At 40.1% G+C, this 14,667-nt stretch carries 13 protein-coding genes; 3 read left to right on the top strand and 10 right to left on the bottom strand.

Annotated elements, in window-relative coordinates:
* Window positions 1–233: 233 nt before the first annotated feature.
* Window positions 234–560 carry a hypothetical protein gene (locus CIT02_RS01070; RefSeq protein ID WP_292613205.1) on the bottom strand — a complete coding sequence of 109 codons (327 nt, stop codon included), beginning with the start codon at window positions 558–560 and terminating at the stop codon, window positions 234–236.
* Between the two features lie 81 nt (window positions 561–641).
* Window positions 642–1,295, bottom strand: a complete 654-nt coding sequence (locus CIT02_RS01065; RefSeq protein ID WP_292613203.1) for a hypothetical protein — start codon at window positions 1,293–1,295, stop codon at window positions 642–644.
* 337 nt (window positions 1,296–1,632) lie between these two features.
* Between CIT02_RS01065 and gatD the strand changes: the two genes are divergently transcribed.
* Window positions 1,633–2,937 (top strand): Glu-tRNA(Gln) amidotransferase subunit GatD, encoded by a 1,305-nt coding sequence (gatD, locus tag CIT02_RS01060; RefSeq protein ID WP_292613200.1) that lies wholly within the window; start codon window positions 1,633–1,635, stop codon window positions 2,935–2,937.
* Between the two features lie 70 nt (window positions 2,938–3,007).
* Here gatD and CIT02_RS01055 read toward each other — a convergent pair whose 3' ends face one another.
* The 3 genes from CIT02_RS01055 to CIT02_RS01045 all read right to left on the bottom strand — a co-directional run bounded on the left by CIT02_RS01055 (window position 3,008) and on the right by CIT02_RS01045 (window position 5,590).
* The gene (locus CIT02_RS01055) at window positions 3,008–3,814 is read right to left on the bottom strand and encodes a metal ABC transporter permease (protein WP_292613198.1); all 807 of its coding nucleotides are present in this window, start codon (window positions 3,812–3,814) and stop codon (window positions 3,008–3,010) included.
* A gap of 75 nt (window positions 3,815–3,889) precedes the next feature.
* Window positions 3,890–4,636, bottom strand: coding sequence for a metal ABC transporter ATP-binding protein (locus tag CIT02_RS01050; protein WP_292613196.1), 747 nt, complete (start codon window positions 4,634–4,636; stop codon window positions 3,890–3,892).
* A gap of 66 nt (window positions 4,637–4,702) precedes the next feature.
* Window positions 4,703–5,590 (bottom strand): metal ABC transporter solute-binding protein, Zn/Mn family, encoded by an 888-nt coding sequence (locus CIT02_RS01045; RefSeq protein ID WP_292613194.1) that lies wholly within the window; start codon window positions 5,588–5,590, stop codon window positions 4,703–4,705.
* An 85-nt stretch (window positions 5,591–5,675) separates the two neighbouring features.
* Here CIT02_RS01045 and CIT02_RS01040 point away from each other — a divergent pair, with 85 nt between their 5' ends.
* Window positions 5,676–6,092: a CopG family ribbon-helix-helix protein gene (locus tag CIT02_RS01040; protein WP_394340417.1), complete on the top strand. Its 417-nt coding sequence runs from the start codon at window positions 5,676–5,678 to the stop codon at window positions 6,090–6,092.
* 68 nt (window positions 6,093–6,160) lie between these two features.
* On the opposite strand, the gene CIT02_RS01035 is transcribed toward CIT02_RS01040, so the two are convergent.
* Window positions 6,161–8,260, bottom strand: a complete 2,100-nt coding sequence (locus CIT02_RS01035) for a thioredoxin domain-containing protein (RefSeq protein WP_292613192.1) — start codon at window positions 8,258–8,260, stop codon at window positions 6,161–6,163.
* Between the two features lie 90 nt (window positions 8,261–8,350).
* Window positions 8,351–8,539 carry a 4-oxalocrotonate tautomerase DmpI gene (dmpI, locus tag CIT02_RS01030; RefSeq protein WP_292613190.1) on the bottom strand — a complete coding sequence of 63 codons (189 nt, stop codon included), beginning with the start codon at window positions 8,537–8,539 and terminating at the stop codon, window positions 8,351–8,353.
* Between the two features lie 577 nt (window positions 8,540–9,116).
* On the opposite strand from dmpI, the gene CIT02_RS01025 reads away from it, so the two are divergent.
* Window positions 9,117–9,533, top strand: coding sequence for a hypothetical protein (locus CIT02_RS01025; RefSeq protein ID WP_292613188.1), 417 nt, complete (start codon window positions 9,117–9,119; stop codon window positions 9,531–9,533).
* Window positions 9,534–9,916: 383 nt separating this feature from the next.
* Here the strand turns inward: CIT02_RS01025 and CIT02_RS01020 are convergent, their stop codons facing one another.
* From CIT02_RS01020 to CIT02_RS01010, 3 genes are all read right to left on the bottom strand, one after another.
* On the bottom strand, window positions 9,917–10,705 hold the full coding sequence (locus CIT02_RS01020) for a hypothetical protein (protein ID WP_292613186.1): 789 nt from the start codon (window positions 10,703–10,705) through the stop codon (window positions 9,917–9,919).
* Window positions 10,706–10,929: 224 nt separating this feature from the next.
* Window positions 10,930–11,817: a hypothetical protein gene (locus CIT02_RS01015; protein ID WP_292613184.1), complete on the bottom strand. Its 888-nt coding sequence runs from the start codon at window positions 11,815–11,817 to the stop codon at window positions 10,930–10,932.
* A gap of 164 nt (window positions 11,818–11,981) precedes the next feature.
* Window positions 11,982–14,657, bottom strand: a complete 2,676-nt coding sequence (locus CIT02_RS01010) for a PEP/pyruvate-binding domain-containing protein (RefSeq protein WP_292613182.1) — start codon at window positions 14,655–14,657, stop codon at window positions 11,982–11,984.
* Window positions 14,658–14,667: the final 10 nt, after the last annotated feature.

Raw genomic sequence — 14,667 nt, 5'->3', positions numbered from 1 at the left:
GTCTCGGGTATTCCTAGGGTAAGTTCTGTGATAAATTATATGTGAGTACTAGCTTAAAATTTTTACTATTGCTATACTGATCAGAAATCAGTGAAATTATTCTAGAAATAATGCTATTTTTATCTTATAATTGTAACTAATTTATTAATATCAAATAAATTTATAAACTTTCTAAACAGAACTAAGTAAAAAGAAATGAATTTAAAGAAAATGAATTCAACGAAAATCCTCCCCTAATTTAAAAGGAAGAATCCCACCAAGAAAGTACATACATTGGCAGTTAGGGACATGGCCAGTGCTTGAGTATAGGTTGTCTCCAGTAAAAATTTGAGGAATACCAACTCAACCATAATTACCAGAGCCTCGATTAACAAAAGATTAGGGTAGAGGTATATGTAGCTGTAAGTGGCCAGGGGCAGGGTAAGGGAATTAATTAACAGGGAATAAAATAATAGTTTTCCCGGTTCTTTTCGAATAAACAACCATATTACGACAAATTCAATAAATACAGTTAATATCCAGGGCAGGAGGATATGGAACATTGTTTCTTGATTCAACATTTATATTGTTCTGTTTTACATTCGACGTGATTTAAATTAAGAAGTGATTTACTAATGGAGCAAAGGATTAAAATCAAAGGATTAACCTGTTCTTCTTCTGATCAATAAGAAAAGGATAACTACCAGGGCTAGGATGGGTAACACCACAAAGTAAAGATAAAAATCCCATGATTGTCCCATAGCTGGAGGTTCTGGTGTCTGGTTTTGGTTCTGGAATGGTTTTTCAATCCTTTGTCCGTTGGTATAGGTGTAGATGATTTTCTCCTTCTGGATGTCCAGGATGTTGCCCTGTATGGACCGGATTTTGAGTATGATAAGGGCACTTTCCAGGGAGTTTCCCTCGTTTACTGTGTCATAGAGTCCCTCTAGATTTAGATCAGAACGGGCCACCCGGCTATCGTTTTTGAGAAATTCAGAAATCTGAGTATCATTCATCTGGTTCACTTGCACCTCATTATAAACACTGAAAGGGACGGCATAGATGGAGCAGGTGCTTAACTTGTAAAAACTGAATTCTGATGAGTTTAAAACTTCCAGGGATGGATTGGGAGTGCCATGAAGAATGAAAACGTAACCAGGATAATCTTGAATGTTAGATAACTGATAACTGTAGGTTATGGTCTTTTCTCCAGGATTAACCACATCCGCATAGGATGCTCCGGTGATAGATACCAGGACAAACAGTACAGCCATGAGTCCTGTGCAACCTACCTTGATTTTATCTTTTCGTACCATTTAAACCACTGCCCCTGCATTACCTTAGTACGGTATCATATCTAAGATTATTAGCTTATCCTATCATTACGTGATTTATAATATCATTTCTACCATTCGGTTAAAATTTATTTCTATTTAGCAGGTTTCTAGGATTTTTAGAGTGTTAATATAATTATTGCAAAGATTTATATAATTAAACTTTTACATTAAAAGTTAAATTAGGTGATAACTGGGTTTTACAGAAGAGTAAGATCATCCCCCCACCTAATTAAAATCATTTTATTACTAACTTTTAAAGAATTTCTAAACTTTTATGATGGATAAAAGCTATGAATGGATTGAAAAGAGTGATTTCATGAGTTACAAGGGAATCTCCAATGAATTTTTAGAATTTGCAAGTATTTCTATTGGTGACAGCATTAAAATATTCAAGAATGATATTATTTATGAAGGAATGGTGTTAGACAAGGAAACGAGTCCCGAAGGAGGACATATGGTCTTGAAACTTAAAAATGGACATAATATTGGTTCAAGTATTAATGAAACTAAGATAAAATTAGTTGAAAGAGGTTTAAAAACTAATTTAAACCATGAAGATAACTTAACCTCCATTAACGTTAATAATTCCATTAAAAAAGATGTGTCGATTATATCCACTGGAGGAACTGTTGCATCAGTTGTTGATGATGAAACCGGAGCAGTTCATCCCGCATTTACTGCAGAAGATATTATAAGAACAAATCCTGAGCTAATGGATCAGGCCAATATCAAAGGAAAAACAGTTTTAAAGATTTTAAGTGAAAATATCAGGCCAAAACACTGGATCAAATCAGCCCGTGCTGTAAGAGATGAGATAGATGAGGGGGCTTATGGTGTGGTAGTTGCTCACGGAACAGACACCATGCACTACACTGCATCGGCACTGAGTTTTATTTTAGATACTCCTGTTCCCGTAGTCCTAACTGGAGCACAGCTAAGTTTAGATAAGCCTTCTTCTGACGCTTTTATGAATTTAGTGAACTCTGTAACTGCCGCGGAGTCTGATCTGGCAGAGGTAATGGTCTGTATGCACGCCACAGAAAACGATTCATACTGCTTCCTACATCGAGGTACCAGAGTAAGAAAGATGCATTCAACCCGGAAGGATGCTTTTAAAAGTATAAACGTTTCACCAATGGCCAAAGTTCAAAATGGTAATGTAACCCTAACGGATAGAAAGATGCACTGCAAAAAAAGGCATGATGGTGAAGTTGAGATTAAAGATTCATTAGAAGAAAAAGTAGCGTTTATTAAGAGCCATCCTGGAATTTCTGGAGAATTAATAGATTACCATATTGATAAAGACTATAAAGGAATCATCATAGAAGGAACTGGATTAGGACATTGCCCCGTTGATATTACTCCCTCACTTCAACGTGCCCGGGACAGTAACATACCAGTAGTGATGACCTCCCAGTGTCTTTACGGAGAGATAGATATGGGGGTTTACAGTTCAGGAAGAAAACTTACTGCTGCCGGAGTAATACCTGCCCGGGATATGTTACCGGAAACAGCCTTGGTAAAACTTATGTGGACTCTGGGACAAACCGATGACTTAAAAGAAGTGCAAAGAATTATGCACACTAACATTGCCGGTGAAATTGAAAATAAACCCAGTTAACTTCGAAAAATATAAAAATAACTTTAAAAATGAGGATTATAATTTAGATAATCCTTCTGCCACTAAATTATCAATCTTTTAGCAATCTCTGGATAATCACCGAAATCAAGAATCCCAATCCCAGAACCAGGACAATAGTGGCACCGGAAGCCAGGTTGAAAAGATAAGATAAATAAAGGCCACAAGTGGTCAGTATCATTCCCAGTATCACCGCCAGTACCATCATCCGCCCCATATTGTAGGTGTACTGTTTGGCAATAGCTGCAGGGATGGTTAAAAGGGCAATGACCAGTATTATACCCACAACTTTTATCATGACCACCACGGAGAGGGCAACCAGGGATAAGAGGAGCAGATAAATGGCGGTGGTGGGCATACCCATGACCTGGCTAAATTCTTCATCAAAGGATATTCCCTGGAATTCATTCTGGAATAAAATAACAGTGATAATGATGATAATATCCAGAACAAGCATTATCAACAGATCACTGAAGGGTACGGTGAGAATGCTCCCAAAGAGGTAACTCATGAGATCCGGAACATATCCCGGGGTTAAATTTATAAATATAATACCAACAGCCATTCCCAGACTCCACAGAATTCCAATGGCTGTATCTTCACTAATCTTTACCTTTTTACTGGTAAATCCCATGATTAGAGCAGAGGCTAGGCTGAAGGGTATGGCCGAGAGTATGGGATTCACTCCCAGGAAGTATCCCAAACCAATTCCCCCAAAGGCTGCATGAGATATACCCCCACTAATAAAGACTATGCGTTTAACCACTACGTAGGTTCCCACCACTCCACAAGCCACGCTCACCAGGATAGCGGCCAGGAAAGCATTCTGCATGAAGGTGTACTCCAGAATTCCAGTCAATATATCATTTCCCTTCCTATTTTATTCGTTGTCTATTATTTCTACTTTATTTACGAAATTTGAACTCATATAACATTAATGGTCTTTTAATATTCGGTGGGGGATTCCATGGCTTATGTATCCAATGGGGCACTGATAGACTGCTTCTAATCCCTTTTCTGAACCCTCAACTGGCCCGTGGTAGTAAAGTTTCTGGTTTAAACAGGCGATGTTATCCACCTGGGTGGACACCGCTCCCACATCGTGGCTGACCAGTACTATGGCCATTCTTTCCCTTAACCGGGCGAGGAGCTGGTAGAATGAGTTCTGCATTTTAGGGTCAATACTGGCCATGGGTTCATCCAGGAGCAGTAATTTAGGCTGGCGCACCAGTGCCCGGGCAATGAAAACCCGTTGCATCTGACCCCCAGAAAGTCTACTAATCTGGCGGTGGGAAAAATCACCCATCTCCACTTCCTCCAGGGCCTTTAACACCATTTCTTTATCCTCCTGAGAATAATCCTTGAAAACACCGTGGTACCGGCCAGATAATACGGTGTCAAAGACGTTAATGGGAAAGTCCGGATCGAAGGATACGTGTTGAGGGAGGTAGCCAATGGGGTTATGGGGATTTCCGGGTTGGTTGCCAAACACGGTTACCCGTCCGTTATCTGGCTTTAAAAGTCCTAATATAATCTTGAGGAGGGTGCTTTTACCACCCCCGTTGGGGCCTATTATGGCCAGGAAATCATCACCACTAATGTTGAGGTTAACTTCCTGGAGAATGGATTGCCGGTTAAAGCTCACAGATACATTCTCCATTTCAACAATGTTTGTCACCATTACACCATAACCTGTCTATTTATCATTACCTTTAGGAAATCGTTTGAAAAATGATATAAATTTTTTTTAAGAACTGGCAAATGCTTCTGCCACCTTTTTCATGTTTTCCAGATAGTTCGGGCTGAGGGGATCTACAGAGACCACCTTGGCGCCAATTTCACTGGCAATTGTCTGGGCATTGGCCGTGGAAAACTCGGGAGAGGTGAATATTACCATGATACCTTCTTTACGGGCCGTGTCCACCAGGTTAACAATGTCCTGGGATGTGGGTTCCTTTCCTTCCTTTTCAATGGCTAGCTGCTGCAGATTATAATCTTTGCAGAAGTAGGCCCATGAGGGGTGGTAAACCATTATGGGGGTATTGTTTTTACCAGATAGTGTTTTTGTGATGTTTTTATCCAGCTGGTCCAGTTCACTTAAATATTCATCCCTATTTTTAGTGTAATAATCTCTGTTTTGTGGGTCCGTTTCTACCAGTGCCTGGTAAATGTTTTCCACCATTATCTTGGCGTTTTTGGGTGAAACCCATACATGGGGGTCACTGCCTTCTTCCGATTCTGCGGTGTTGGGGATGAGCTGGATGCCGGCAGAAGTGTTAACCACCTTCATCTGGCGGTTCATGCTCCGCAGTTTATCCAGCCAGGTTAATTCAAATTCCACATCGGATCCCACCTGGAAATATATCCGGGCATTCTGGACCTGTTTCATTTGCTCTGCCAGGGGTTCGTAGGTATGGGGGTCTGACCCGGGTGGTACCATGACTGTTACATTCACCCGGTCGCCACCTACCCGTTTTACAAATTCTTCCTGGGGCCCCACCGTAACCACGACCCCTATTTTGTCACTGGAAGAGGGGGTAGAGTTCCCGGCGGAGGTGTAAAAATAAAGAGTTATTGAAATGGCCAGAAGTAATATTAGTAGGATTATAATTAGAATTTTTTTCCTTTCCATCATGGTACCAGAATAATAATTTATGACTTAATATCTGGTTTTATTAATATTTATAAATTTTCTTAATAAAATTTAGCAAGGTTTTTATATGATTTTATTAATATCCACAGTTATGGCCATTATCAGTGTGTCACTCGGTGATAAACTCCTGGAGGAGATAGATGCCCTGAAGGATGAAATCGGATTCTCAGGCCGATCTGAAATATTCAGAGCCAGTACCCGGCTTTTGATCGCTGATAATGATGAAAAAAAGAATTTAAAAGGCCATATTCATTCCATACTCATTTTGATCCATCCCAAAAAGTCAGAGGATAAGGTCACCCAGATCAAGCACAATTTTGAAGATATTATCAACACCCAGATACACAGCCACCTGCAGGAAAACCAGTGTCTGGAGCTTTTTATCCTGCAGGGTGATGCTGGCCGGATGAGGGAGCTTTCTCGTCTTTTAAACCGTAACATCAAATTTTTATACTCCAAACTGGTTCCCCTTCCCCAAGAATAATTAATGGGAATCTAAGAATAATAATTCCCATTGGAATAGTCAAGGGGCATATTTTAGAAGATTTACTCCTATTTTAAAAGATTTATTAATTCTTTGGGGGTGTTGACTGGTGCTTGGCAGGTGCCATTCCCACAGACATAGGCTGTGGCCTGGTTGTCTACCTTGGCTTTATTCTCCAGAGAAGGTATGAGCTCTTTTATTAGAACATCACTGGATGATTGGAGTACCAAAACCACATGGGGCAAATATTCTTTCTGTAGAGCCTTTAACATCCCCTGAGTATCCAGGCCGTCTTTTTCCCCCAGGATGGTGACTTCAAAAGAGGGACCAGTCTGGAACATGGTGGCCGAAAGGAACATGGTGAAAGCAGCTGGTGTTTGGTTCATGGTAGGGGAGAAATACTTTTCCAGTGACTCCGAGGTTTCTCTGAAGTTAGTCTCTCCGGTTAAAAGGTACAATCTTTCCAGGTTCATCTGTTGCACTGAATTTCCAGAGGGTAGTGCCGTGTCGTAGGCTTCTTTCTGCCTTACCAGGATTTGGGGTGCATAGTCTGGGGTGAAATAGTATCCACCTTCCTCGGTGTCCCAGAAGTGTTTGTTAAGGGTCTGGTTAAGTTTTAGGGCGGCTTTTAAGTATTCTGCCTGGAATGTGGCCTGGTAAAGTTCCAGTAACCCCCAGATGAGATAGGCGTAGTCATCAAGGTTTCCCTCGATTGCCGATTCACCTTCACGCCAGCGATGCTGTAACCGGCCCTGACTGTGAAGATGAGTCATTATGAAGTCAACTGCCTCTCCAGCAGCCACCAGATAATCTTCCCTGCCAAATACTCTTCCCGCAAGGGATAAAGCGGCGATAACCAGTCCGTTCCAGTCGGTGAGTATCTTGTCATCCTTACCAGGATGTATCCGTGCTTCACGTGCCGGGAAGAGTACTTCCCTGGCATTTTCCATCTTCCACCACAGCTGGTCTGAAGGTATTTCCAGTTCAGCTGAAAGTTCATCCCAGGTTTTAGTTCGGTGTAGTATGTTTTTCCCGGTTTTAATACCTTTGGTCTCATCCTTAAAGTTTCCATCGGTGGAAATTGAGTAGACCGTCTGGAAAAGGGCTCCATCTTCAGGACCCAGTAGGTCCTGGATTTCTTCAGCTGTCCACAGATAGAACTTACCTTCTTCCCCTTCACTGTCCGCGTCCTCAGCAGAGTAGAAACCACCCTCCGGTGATCTCATATCTCGTAAGAGATACTCCAGGACTTCTTCGGCAGTTTCCCGATATTCAGTTTCACTGGTGGCCTGGTAGGCTTCGGTGTAAGCCATGACCAGTAGGGCCTGGTCGTAGAGCATCTTTTCAAAGTGAGGAATGATCCACTGCTGGTCCACAGTGTAACGGTGAAATCCAAAACCGACGTGGTCGTATATTCCACCTTTGCGCATGGCTTTTAATGTTTCCTGCACCATGTTTAATGCTTCAGTTTCACCGGTCTGTTTCCAGTACCTTAAAAGGAAGAGGAGGTGGTGTGGTGTGGGGAATTTCTGGTTGGTTCCAAAGCCAGCGTATTGCTGGTCGAAGTTTTCCTGGAGTGAGTGATAGGTCTGGGTTATTATTTCCGGGGGTAAAGAGTCACCGGACTTTCCCTGGGAGATTTTTTCCAGGGACACAGTAAGTTCTTCGGCGGATTTTACAAGTTCATCCTCCTGGTTTTCCCACAGTTCATGGACGTTGAGTATGAGGTCTCTGAGGCCGGTTCCCCGGGGTCCGGTGTCTTTGGGGAAGTAAGTACCAGCGAAGAAGGGTTTCAAGTCAGGGGTCATGATAATGGTGAGGGGCCAGCCCCCATTGCCGGTGATCATCTGGCATACCGTCATGTATATGCTGTCAATGTCTGGTCTCTCCTCTCGGTCTACTTTAACCGGTACAAAGACCTGGTTAATGAGCTGGCCTATTTCCTGGTCCTGGAATGATTCCCTGCTCATTACATGGCACCAGTGACAGGTAGAGTAACCAATGGAAAGGAATATTGGTTTATTCTCACCTTTAGCTTTTTGAAATGCCTTATCACCCCAGGGGTACCAGTCCACAGGGTTGTCTCTGTGTTGGAGCAGATAGGGGCTTTTTTCATCTTTAAGGTGGTTCAGGGTATTTCCAGATTCTTGAGAAGTGTCTTCAGACATTTTTATCGCCGTCACATCTAGGGGGTGTTTCTAATGGGAGGTGTTTCTATCTAATTTAATGTTTAGCTGTTTTTTAATATCAGGGAGTATTTAATGAGGGATATCACAAAGCAGGTTATCTCCCACCCCTACATTCTCTGCTTCCACTTCCCGTATTATGGTCACAATGGACTGGACTGGAAGTCCCAGTATTTCACTGGCAGTCTGGGCAAATTTATTTACCATCTCTTTTTTCTGTTCCTTACTCATGGGAGGAACATCTATGGTTATAACTGGCATATTTTTTTTACCTCCAAAAAAATCTTAGATTACTCTATGTTTTTCCAGAATCATAAATTTATTTGATAAGAAAACATGAAATGGGTAAAAACATGCCAAATACACAAAAATATGAAAGATGAAAAATACACAAAACATATTTGGGAGAAAATTTTTAAGAAAAAGTACCCATTTTAGTATTTTGGTATACATCTAACAAGGCATATTACGATAATTTAACAGTATTCAAAAAGTTATAAGGAATTATTATTCTTTAATCCCTTGATAATTTAAATTTTTTAAATATCACCCTTGATTTAATAAGTTTTGTAGTATTAATATAACAAGTTATATTGGTACAACAAAAATCGTTATTAATTTATCAAATTAAAATTAAATCCTATTTTTAACTTGAATATAGAATAATAATTTTTTCTATATGGATTTCCACGATATATGATCTTTAACTACGGGCATAATAATGCAATTATAAATGGAATATTAATATACAGATAAAATTAAGACAAATTATAGGAAATATATAATTCTATTTAAGATTATATAAGGGATATTAAGCAGCATTTCCAAGGAGGTTTCCATGAAAGATAATCCCGTGCAGGAGACAACATCAACTGATGATAAAAAACGGATCAAAGAGTTGGAGGCAAAGTTAGCTAAAAAAGAATCGGAGATCGAGTTTTTTAAAGACAAGATCAACACCAACCAGGAGATCGTTCTGGATGTAATTGCAGAGAAAAAGCTGCTTAAAAAACAGATCGATGAATTTGAGCGCAAAGAACTGGATGTGAAACTCAACAACTACCTGGAACTACAGCGTAAACATCACAAAGTTGAACACCGTCTCTTTGTTACCAAAAACCTTCTGGATGAAGCCCAGACTGAACTGGAGTTTCGGGCCAAGATAATAGAGGAACTGGAAAACCAGGGAATAATGGATCTGGTCCTGGGGAGGTATCCAGATAACTATCTGGAATACAAAAAGAGGGGTGAATAATTTTTTTATTTATTTTTATTAATTTTTACCATACCTATTTTACGTAAATAATTTGTCTATAGCCAAGATTCAAATTAACATTCTAATTTATTTCAAAATCCTACAATTTTTTTGATTCGCAATTTATTTTTGATCGAATAAGAAAATCACATGATAGACTTGATGGTAGAATAAAATTTTTTGTCACCTAAATTAAAAACAAGAAAGTGGTGTAAAATGATCTTCACATATAGCCCAATTAGTCTAAATACTACTATTTTCATTCAGTTTAGTAAATCATTATAAAATAATAGTCTCCTGGGAAAAATGATTACTTACTCCTGATTTTACTTCGTTAAATTACACTATAACGAAGTCGTTAAAAAACTTGGTAAACGGGTTATCTAAAATATTTTTTTCTCACCAATAAATATCCCTTGCCAGTTTATTTTAATCAAGTGGCTGTTACGAATTTGGTCAAAATAAACGGAAGTTAATAGCAATGAAAATGTAAATGAAAAATTATAGGAAGGACCATTTAATGCGTTAACATGTCTTATTAAGAAGATTAAAACTATCCACTGGAGTAAAAATAAAAAAGACATGGTTAAAAAATAATTACGTGTTATATTTAATTTTTTATTTTCACGATAATATCCATATACAATCAGCAACATGCCCACAGAGCTACCGTATAAATATATGGGTGAGAGGGACAGTGCAAATCCTATTAAACATATGATCAAAATTGTAATCCCTACAAATATCAAGATCCACTTTATCCTGTCTGTCATTATCGCATCCTTATTTTGATTCTTTTCAAGGTATTTTAAGTCGCTTTTGAGGATTTGGTTAATTAAATATATAGTTACCATTGGAACAACAGCCAAAACAAAAAGTGTATAAATCGTTAACGGAATTTTGCTGATAAGTAGGATATTAATCACAAGTAACCATTGGAATAAGTTAATACCAAACATAACCCCAAAATAAATAATTTTCTCAAGAAATTTTTCATTTCGACTCGAAACTCCGGGGATGAATACTATTATCCCCATAGTAATGAATAATAGGTCCAAAGGTGAATTAGACTGTGAAAAAGATGCTGAAAACAAAAGTATAACTATAATACCAAGAATGATTGGTATAAATTTTATATTGTTATTTTTCTGCACAGTTTCAATCCTCTTCATTTTCAAAAATCCCCCGGACATAGAATGTCTTAGAAGGCCTAAATCCCAATAACATTATTAATACCATTATTTTTAAATTACCTACTTTATTTCTATCATAAAGACCATTATAAATAGATTTATTATAATCATGGTAAAAAAAACTAGAATTTGACGTAATTAGTAAGAAAATAGAATTAAAAAAAGAATGTTGAATCACTGCTAATAAAATACAATAAAATGATTCATCCTATGTTAGGAACCAGAAACTCCGCTATACCATAACCTTCCTTACCTTCCCATTGGTATTTGGAGAGTGTTTCTATGAGGATCATCTGCTCATCCACAGGTATCATTCCCATTCTAACCACTTCACCCTCCACCGAGTACTGTGATCCCTGTTTATCGTACAGGACCATGCTGAACCTGGAGGGGATTCCCTGGTTAAACTTTACATCTATATCTGATTTTATCAATGGCTGGTTAACGGAGTCAGTGTAGAAGTATCCGGCATCCACATCTCCTTCATCAGTGGAGAGTTTGGTAGCGTTAAAGGCCTCTTCCGGTGAGAATTCACTGTTAATCCACATCCACATCTTGGGGGATCCCCATTCCCTTACACCACGGCTTAAATCCCTTTCACCCAGTGCCTCTTCAACCGGGAATGATTCATCAGCAATCTCAATTATACCCCGTGCTCGTCCAAACTGTTCATAGTGTTCTGAAGCCACATTTGAGGACATATCAGCCTGTTTTTCATCCACACATTCCACGTAATCCATAACCGGGTTTAGAGCTTGCCAGGTAACATCCATCTTGACTTTGAACTCTGTGGGGACCTTTTCCAGTGGATTGAAGATAGAACCATTGAATTGGAGATTCCATTTCCCCGGTTCCAGTTCGTGGTACTCTAAACCAGCAATGTTTAATGGTTTATCATCACAGGGAGTTTCCAGCTTAATCCCTGCAGTCTGCTGAGGGGTCATTAAAAAGAAGAACATTGACTTTTCATTTTTATTGACCTTGTTCCCTATTCTCATAAAGGCAGTTATTTCATTTTTTATGTCATGAAAATTAAAATAGTAGCTTTCATTCCATTCTTCGTGGTTTTTCAGTTCTTCCTGGCCATCCATAACTAACAACTTCCACTGATTTCCTAATATTCCATTTAAAGTTTTAATATTCATTTAAGAGTTTAAATATTCATTTATAAGTTCTCATTTAAGAGAAGACAAATCCGTCACGATTTTGAAAAAAATATTTTCAATCCTTTTTTCACCGCTTTAATTTCCCATTTTTATTCCTTTTTGTATACTACTCCATCGTTACCATCTACTATTAACCTTTCCCCGGTTTTAAAAATTTTAGTAGCTCCTTTTACTGCAGTTACGGCAGGGATTCGGTATTCTCGGGAGATTACCGCACCGTGGGATAGTATTCCCCCGGTTTCCGTGATTAGACCCCCTATCTTGGAGAATACGGCGGTCCAGGCCGGGTCGGTGTTACTGGTTATGAGAATTTCACCATCTTCCAAGTGGGATAATCCTTCAATGGATTCCACCACCCGGGCCACTCCCTGGAATATCCCGGGACTAGCAGCTGCACCGTAAACTGCGCTAGCATCGTATTCTGTGACAGTATCATCAAATTCAATCCCGTTTTTCAGGAATTTTGGCGGTAATGACCATTGGTACCGGTAGAATTCTCTTTTCCTTTCTAGAATCTCATTCCTTAACTGGGAAACACTTACCTGTACCTCCAGGTTATCTAAGGGGAAAAACTGGAATAATTCCTTTTCATAGAGGAAGAATACATCCTCTCCGGCATCAAGGACTGCTTTCTCTTTTAATCTGCGACCTAAGTCCAGGAGCATGAGTCTCTGGCGGAAAAGAAGGTGATCCAGGTAAAATCTCTGATTTTCACGGAAAGTCAGATAGGTCTGGGCCAGTTTCAAGACTGTGAAGAAGAGTTTGGCCTTTAAAAATCCGCCCCTCACCTTTTTAATCCTCTTAAATACTTCTTTTTCCGTTTTGAATCTATGTTCACGGCTTTCCAGTTCCTTTTTGCGAAGATCGAGGTCGGATGAAGAGAGGAGTTTGATGACACTGAGTACATAGGCCTGGTCTTCCCTCCAGCGGGGGTACAGTATTTCCCGGGTGTTGGAGCGGTGCCCGTAATCAGTGACGAATTGATGGAATTCTTTTTTAAAGGTTGGATTGGAGGAAATTAAATTTTCAACGTCAGAATTACTCAAGGAACCTAGATCATCAATATTATTAATCTTCTGCAGTAAATCTGGGTCTTTTCTTATGATTTGGGCCAGATCTGAGAGGCTGATGTTCATCTCCACTGTTTTGTTATCATCCAACCCCGAGATCAGCCCGGCGTATAGGGAGCCATCCTCATCACCCAGCCATTTCACCAGCCAGTTCTTAACCATGAGGTTGGTGGCTATGGAATGGGAGACCATGCCGTATCGTATCAGCTGGTAATGTTTGATACCGGACTGTTCTATATCCATGTAGAGGGTCAGTAGTTCCTGGTCAGTGAGTTCTTCCAGGTCAGTTTCATCAAAGGATGAACACTTCTTAATGAATCCCTGGGCCCATTTCCGGTAGGCCTTATCTGTGCGATGCATCATTCCATCCGGGTCGCGGATGGCTATTAAAATCTGGGAAAGTAGGGTTTTATGCAGTATGGAGGGGTACTGGGATATTCTATTTTGATCCTCCAGGGGGAAGTAGTTCAACAGTTCCTGGGACCGGGCGAATTTGGGATAGTAAGAAAAAGCCTTTTCCAGAACCCAACTATTGAAGTAAACCCTCGATTTATGGAGTTTCAGGAGTTCAGTGTCGGTGATTTCTTTATAACCCATTATCCGGGCACCCTCGTGGTTCACATAGTCAGTGAGCATTTTCCCCATGACATCGTAGAAGAGGGGGGTGGTGGCATCTGCCCAGTACTCATCCCCATAGGCCCGGGTCCACAAAATATCATCCCCCTCACCAGTGAGGGTGGTAACAGGACGTGACTGCAGGATATATATTTGGGCTTCCTTTTCCCCGCATTCCAGTGCCCATTCAATATCCTGGGGCACACCGAAAAATTCTTCGAGTTCCACTCCCTTAGACAGTAATTTTTTAAGTATTTCTGTATTGAGGCTTGATTTTTTTTGTTTTTCTTCAGGAATGGATATTAACCTGTTTTCACCATTTTTAAGGAAATATCCTTGGTCCTTTGATTGTATGTTTTTTTCAAGTAGATTGCCCCCTCTTCCCAGAACAAAGGAATCTGGTGAAACTATCCCCGAAACTATTGCTTCACCAAGGCCCCATGTGGATTCAATAACTATGTCATTGCTTCCGTTGACAGGGTTGGCGGTGAACATTACCCCACTGATATCGGCGTTAACCATCCTCTGCACCACCACCGCTATCCCCGCAGCAGCCAGTTCCGTGTCTAAATGTCCAATGGATGAATCATGCCGGTATTTAACTGCACGATCATTCCAGTAGGATGCCCAACAATCAACTACTCTCTCTAAAATATTTTCCCGGGCCGTATTTAAGAAACTGTCCAGTTGCCCGGCGAAACTGGCATCAGGAAGGTCTTCTGCCACTGCCGAAGATCGCACTGCATAGTATCCCGGGGGAAGATCTTCTATTTTCTGCTGGATTTCTTCCCTTAAATTAGGAGGCAACGTTCCACTGGTTATGATGTCTTTTATGGAAGAACATCCCCTAGCTATGGATTTTTCACTGTTAAAATCAATAGAATTAAGTATCTGAGATATTTCTGATTCTAATTCTTTTTTAATAAAATAATCATAGGCATCCACGGAAACCACGAATGCAGAGGGGACTTTAAATCCGGCAGATGTCATCTTGCACAGGTTAAGTGCTTTGCCCCCAATTTTTTCAATGGCCCTCTCTTCTTCCTGGAGGTCAACCACGTAATTGTTTGTACTCGCCATGTTATCATTG

The sequence above is a fragment of the Methanobacterium sp. BAmetb5 genome (assembly GCF_003491305.1).
Lineage (GTDB): Archaea > Methanobacteriota > Methanobacteria > Methanobacteriales > Methanobacteriaceae > Methanobacterium.
This window is presented reverse-complemented; position numbering and strand designations above follow the sequence as displayed.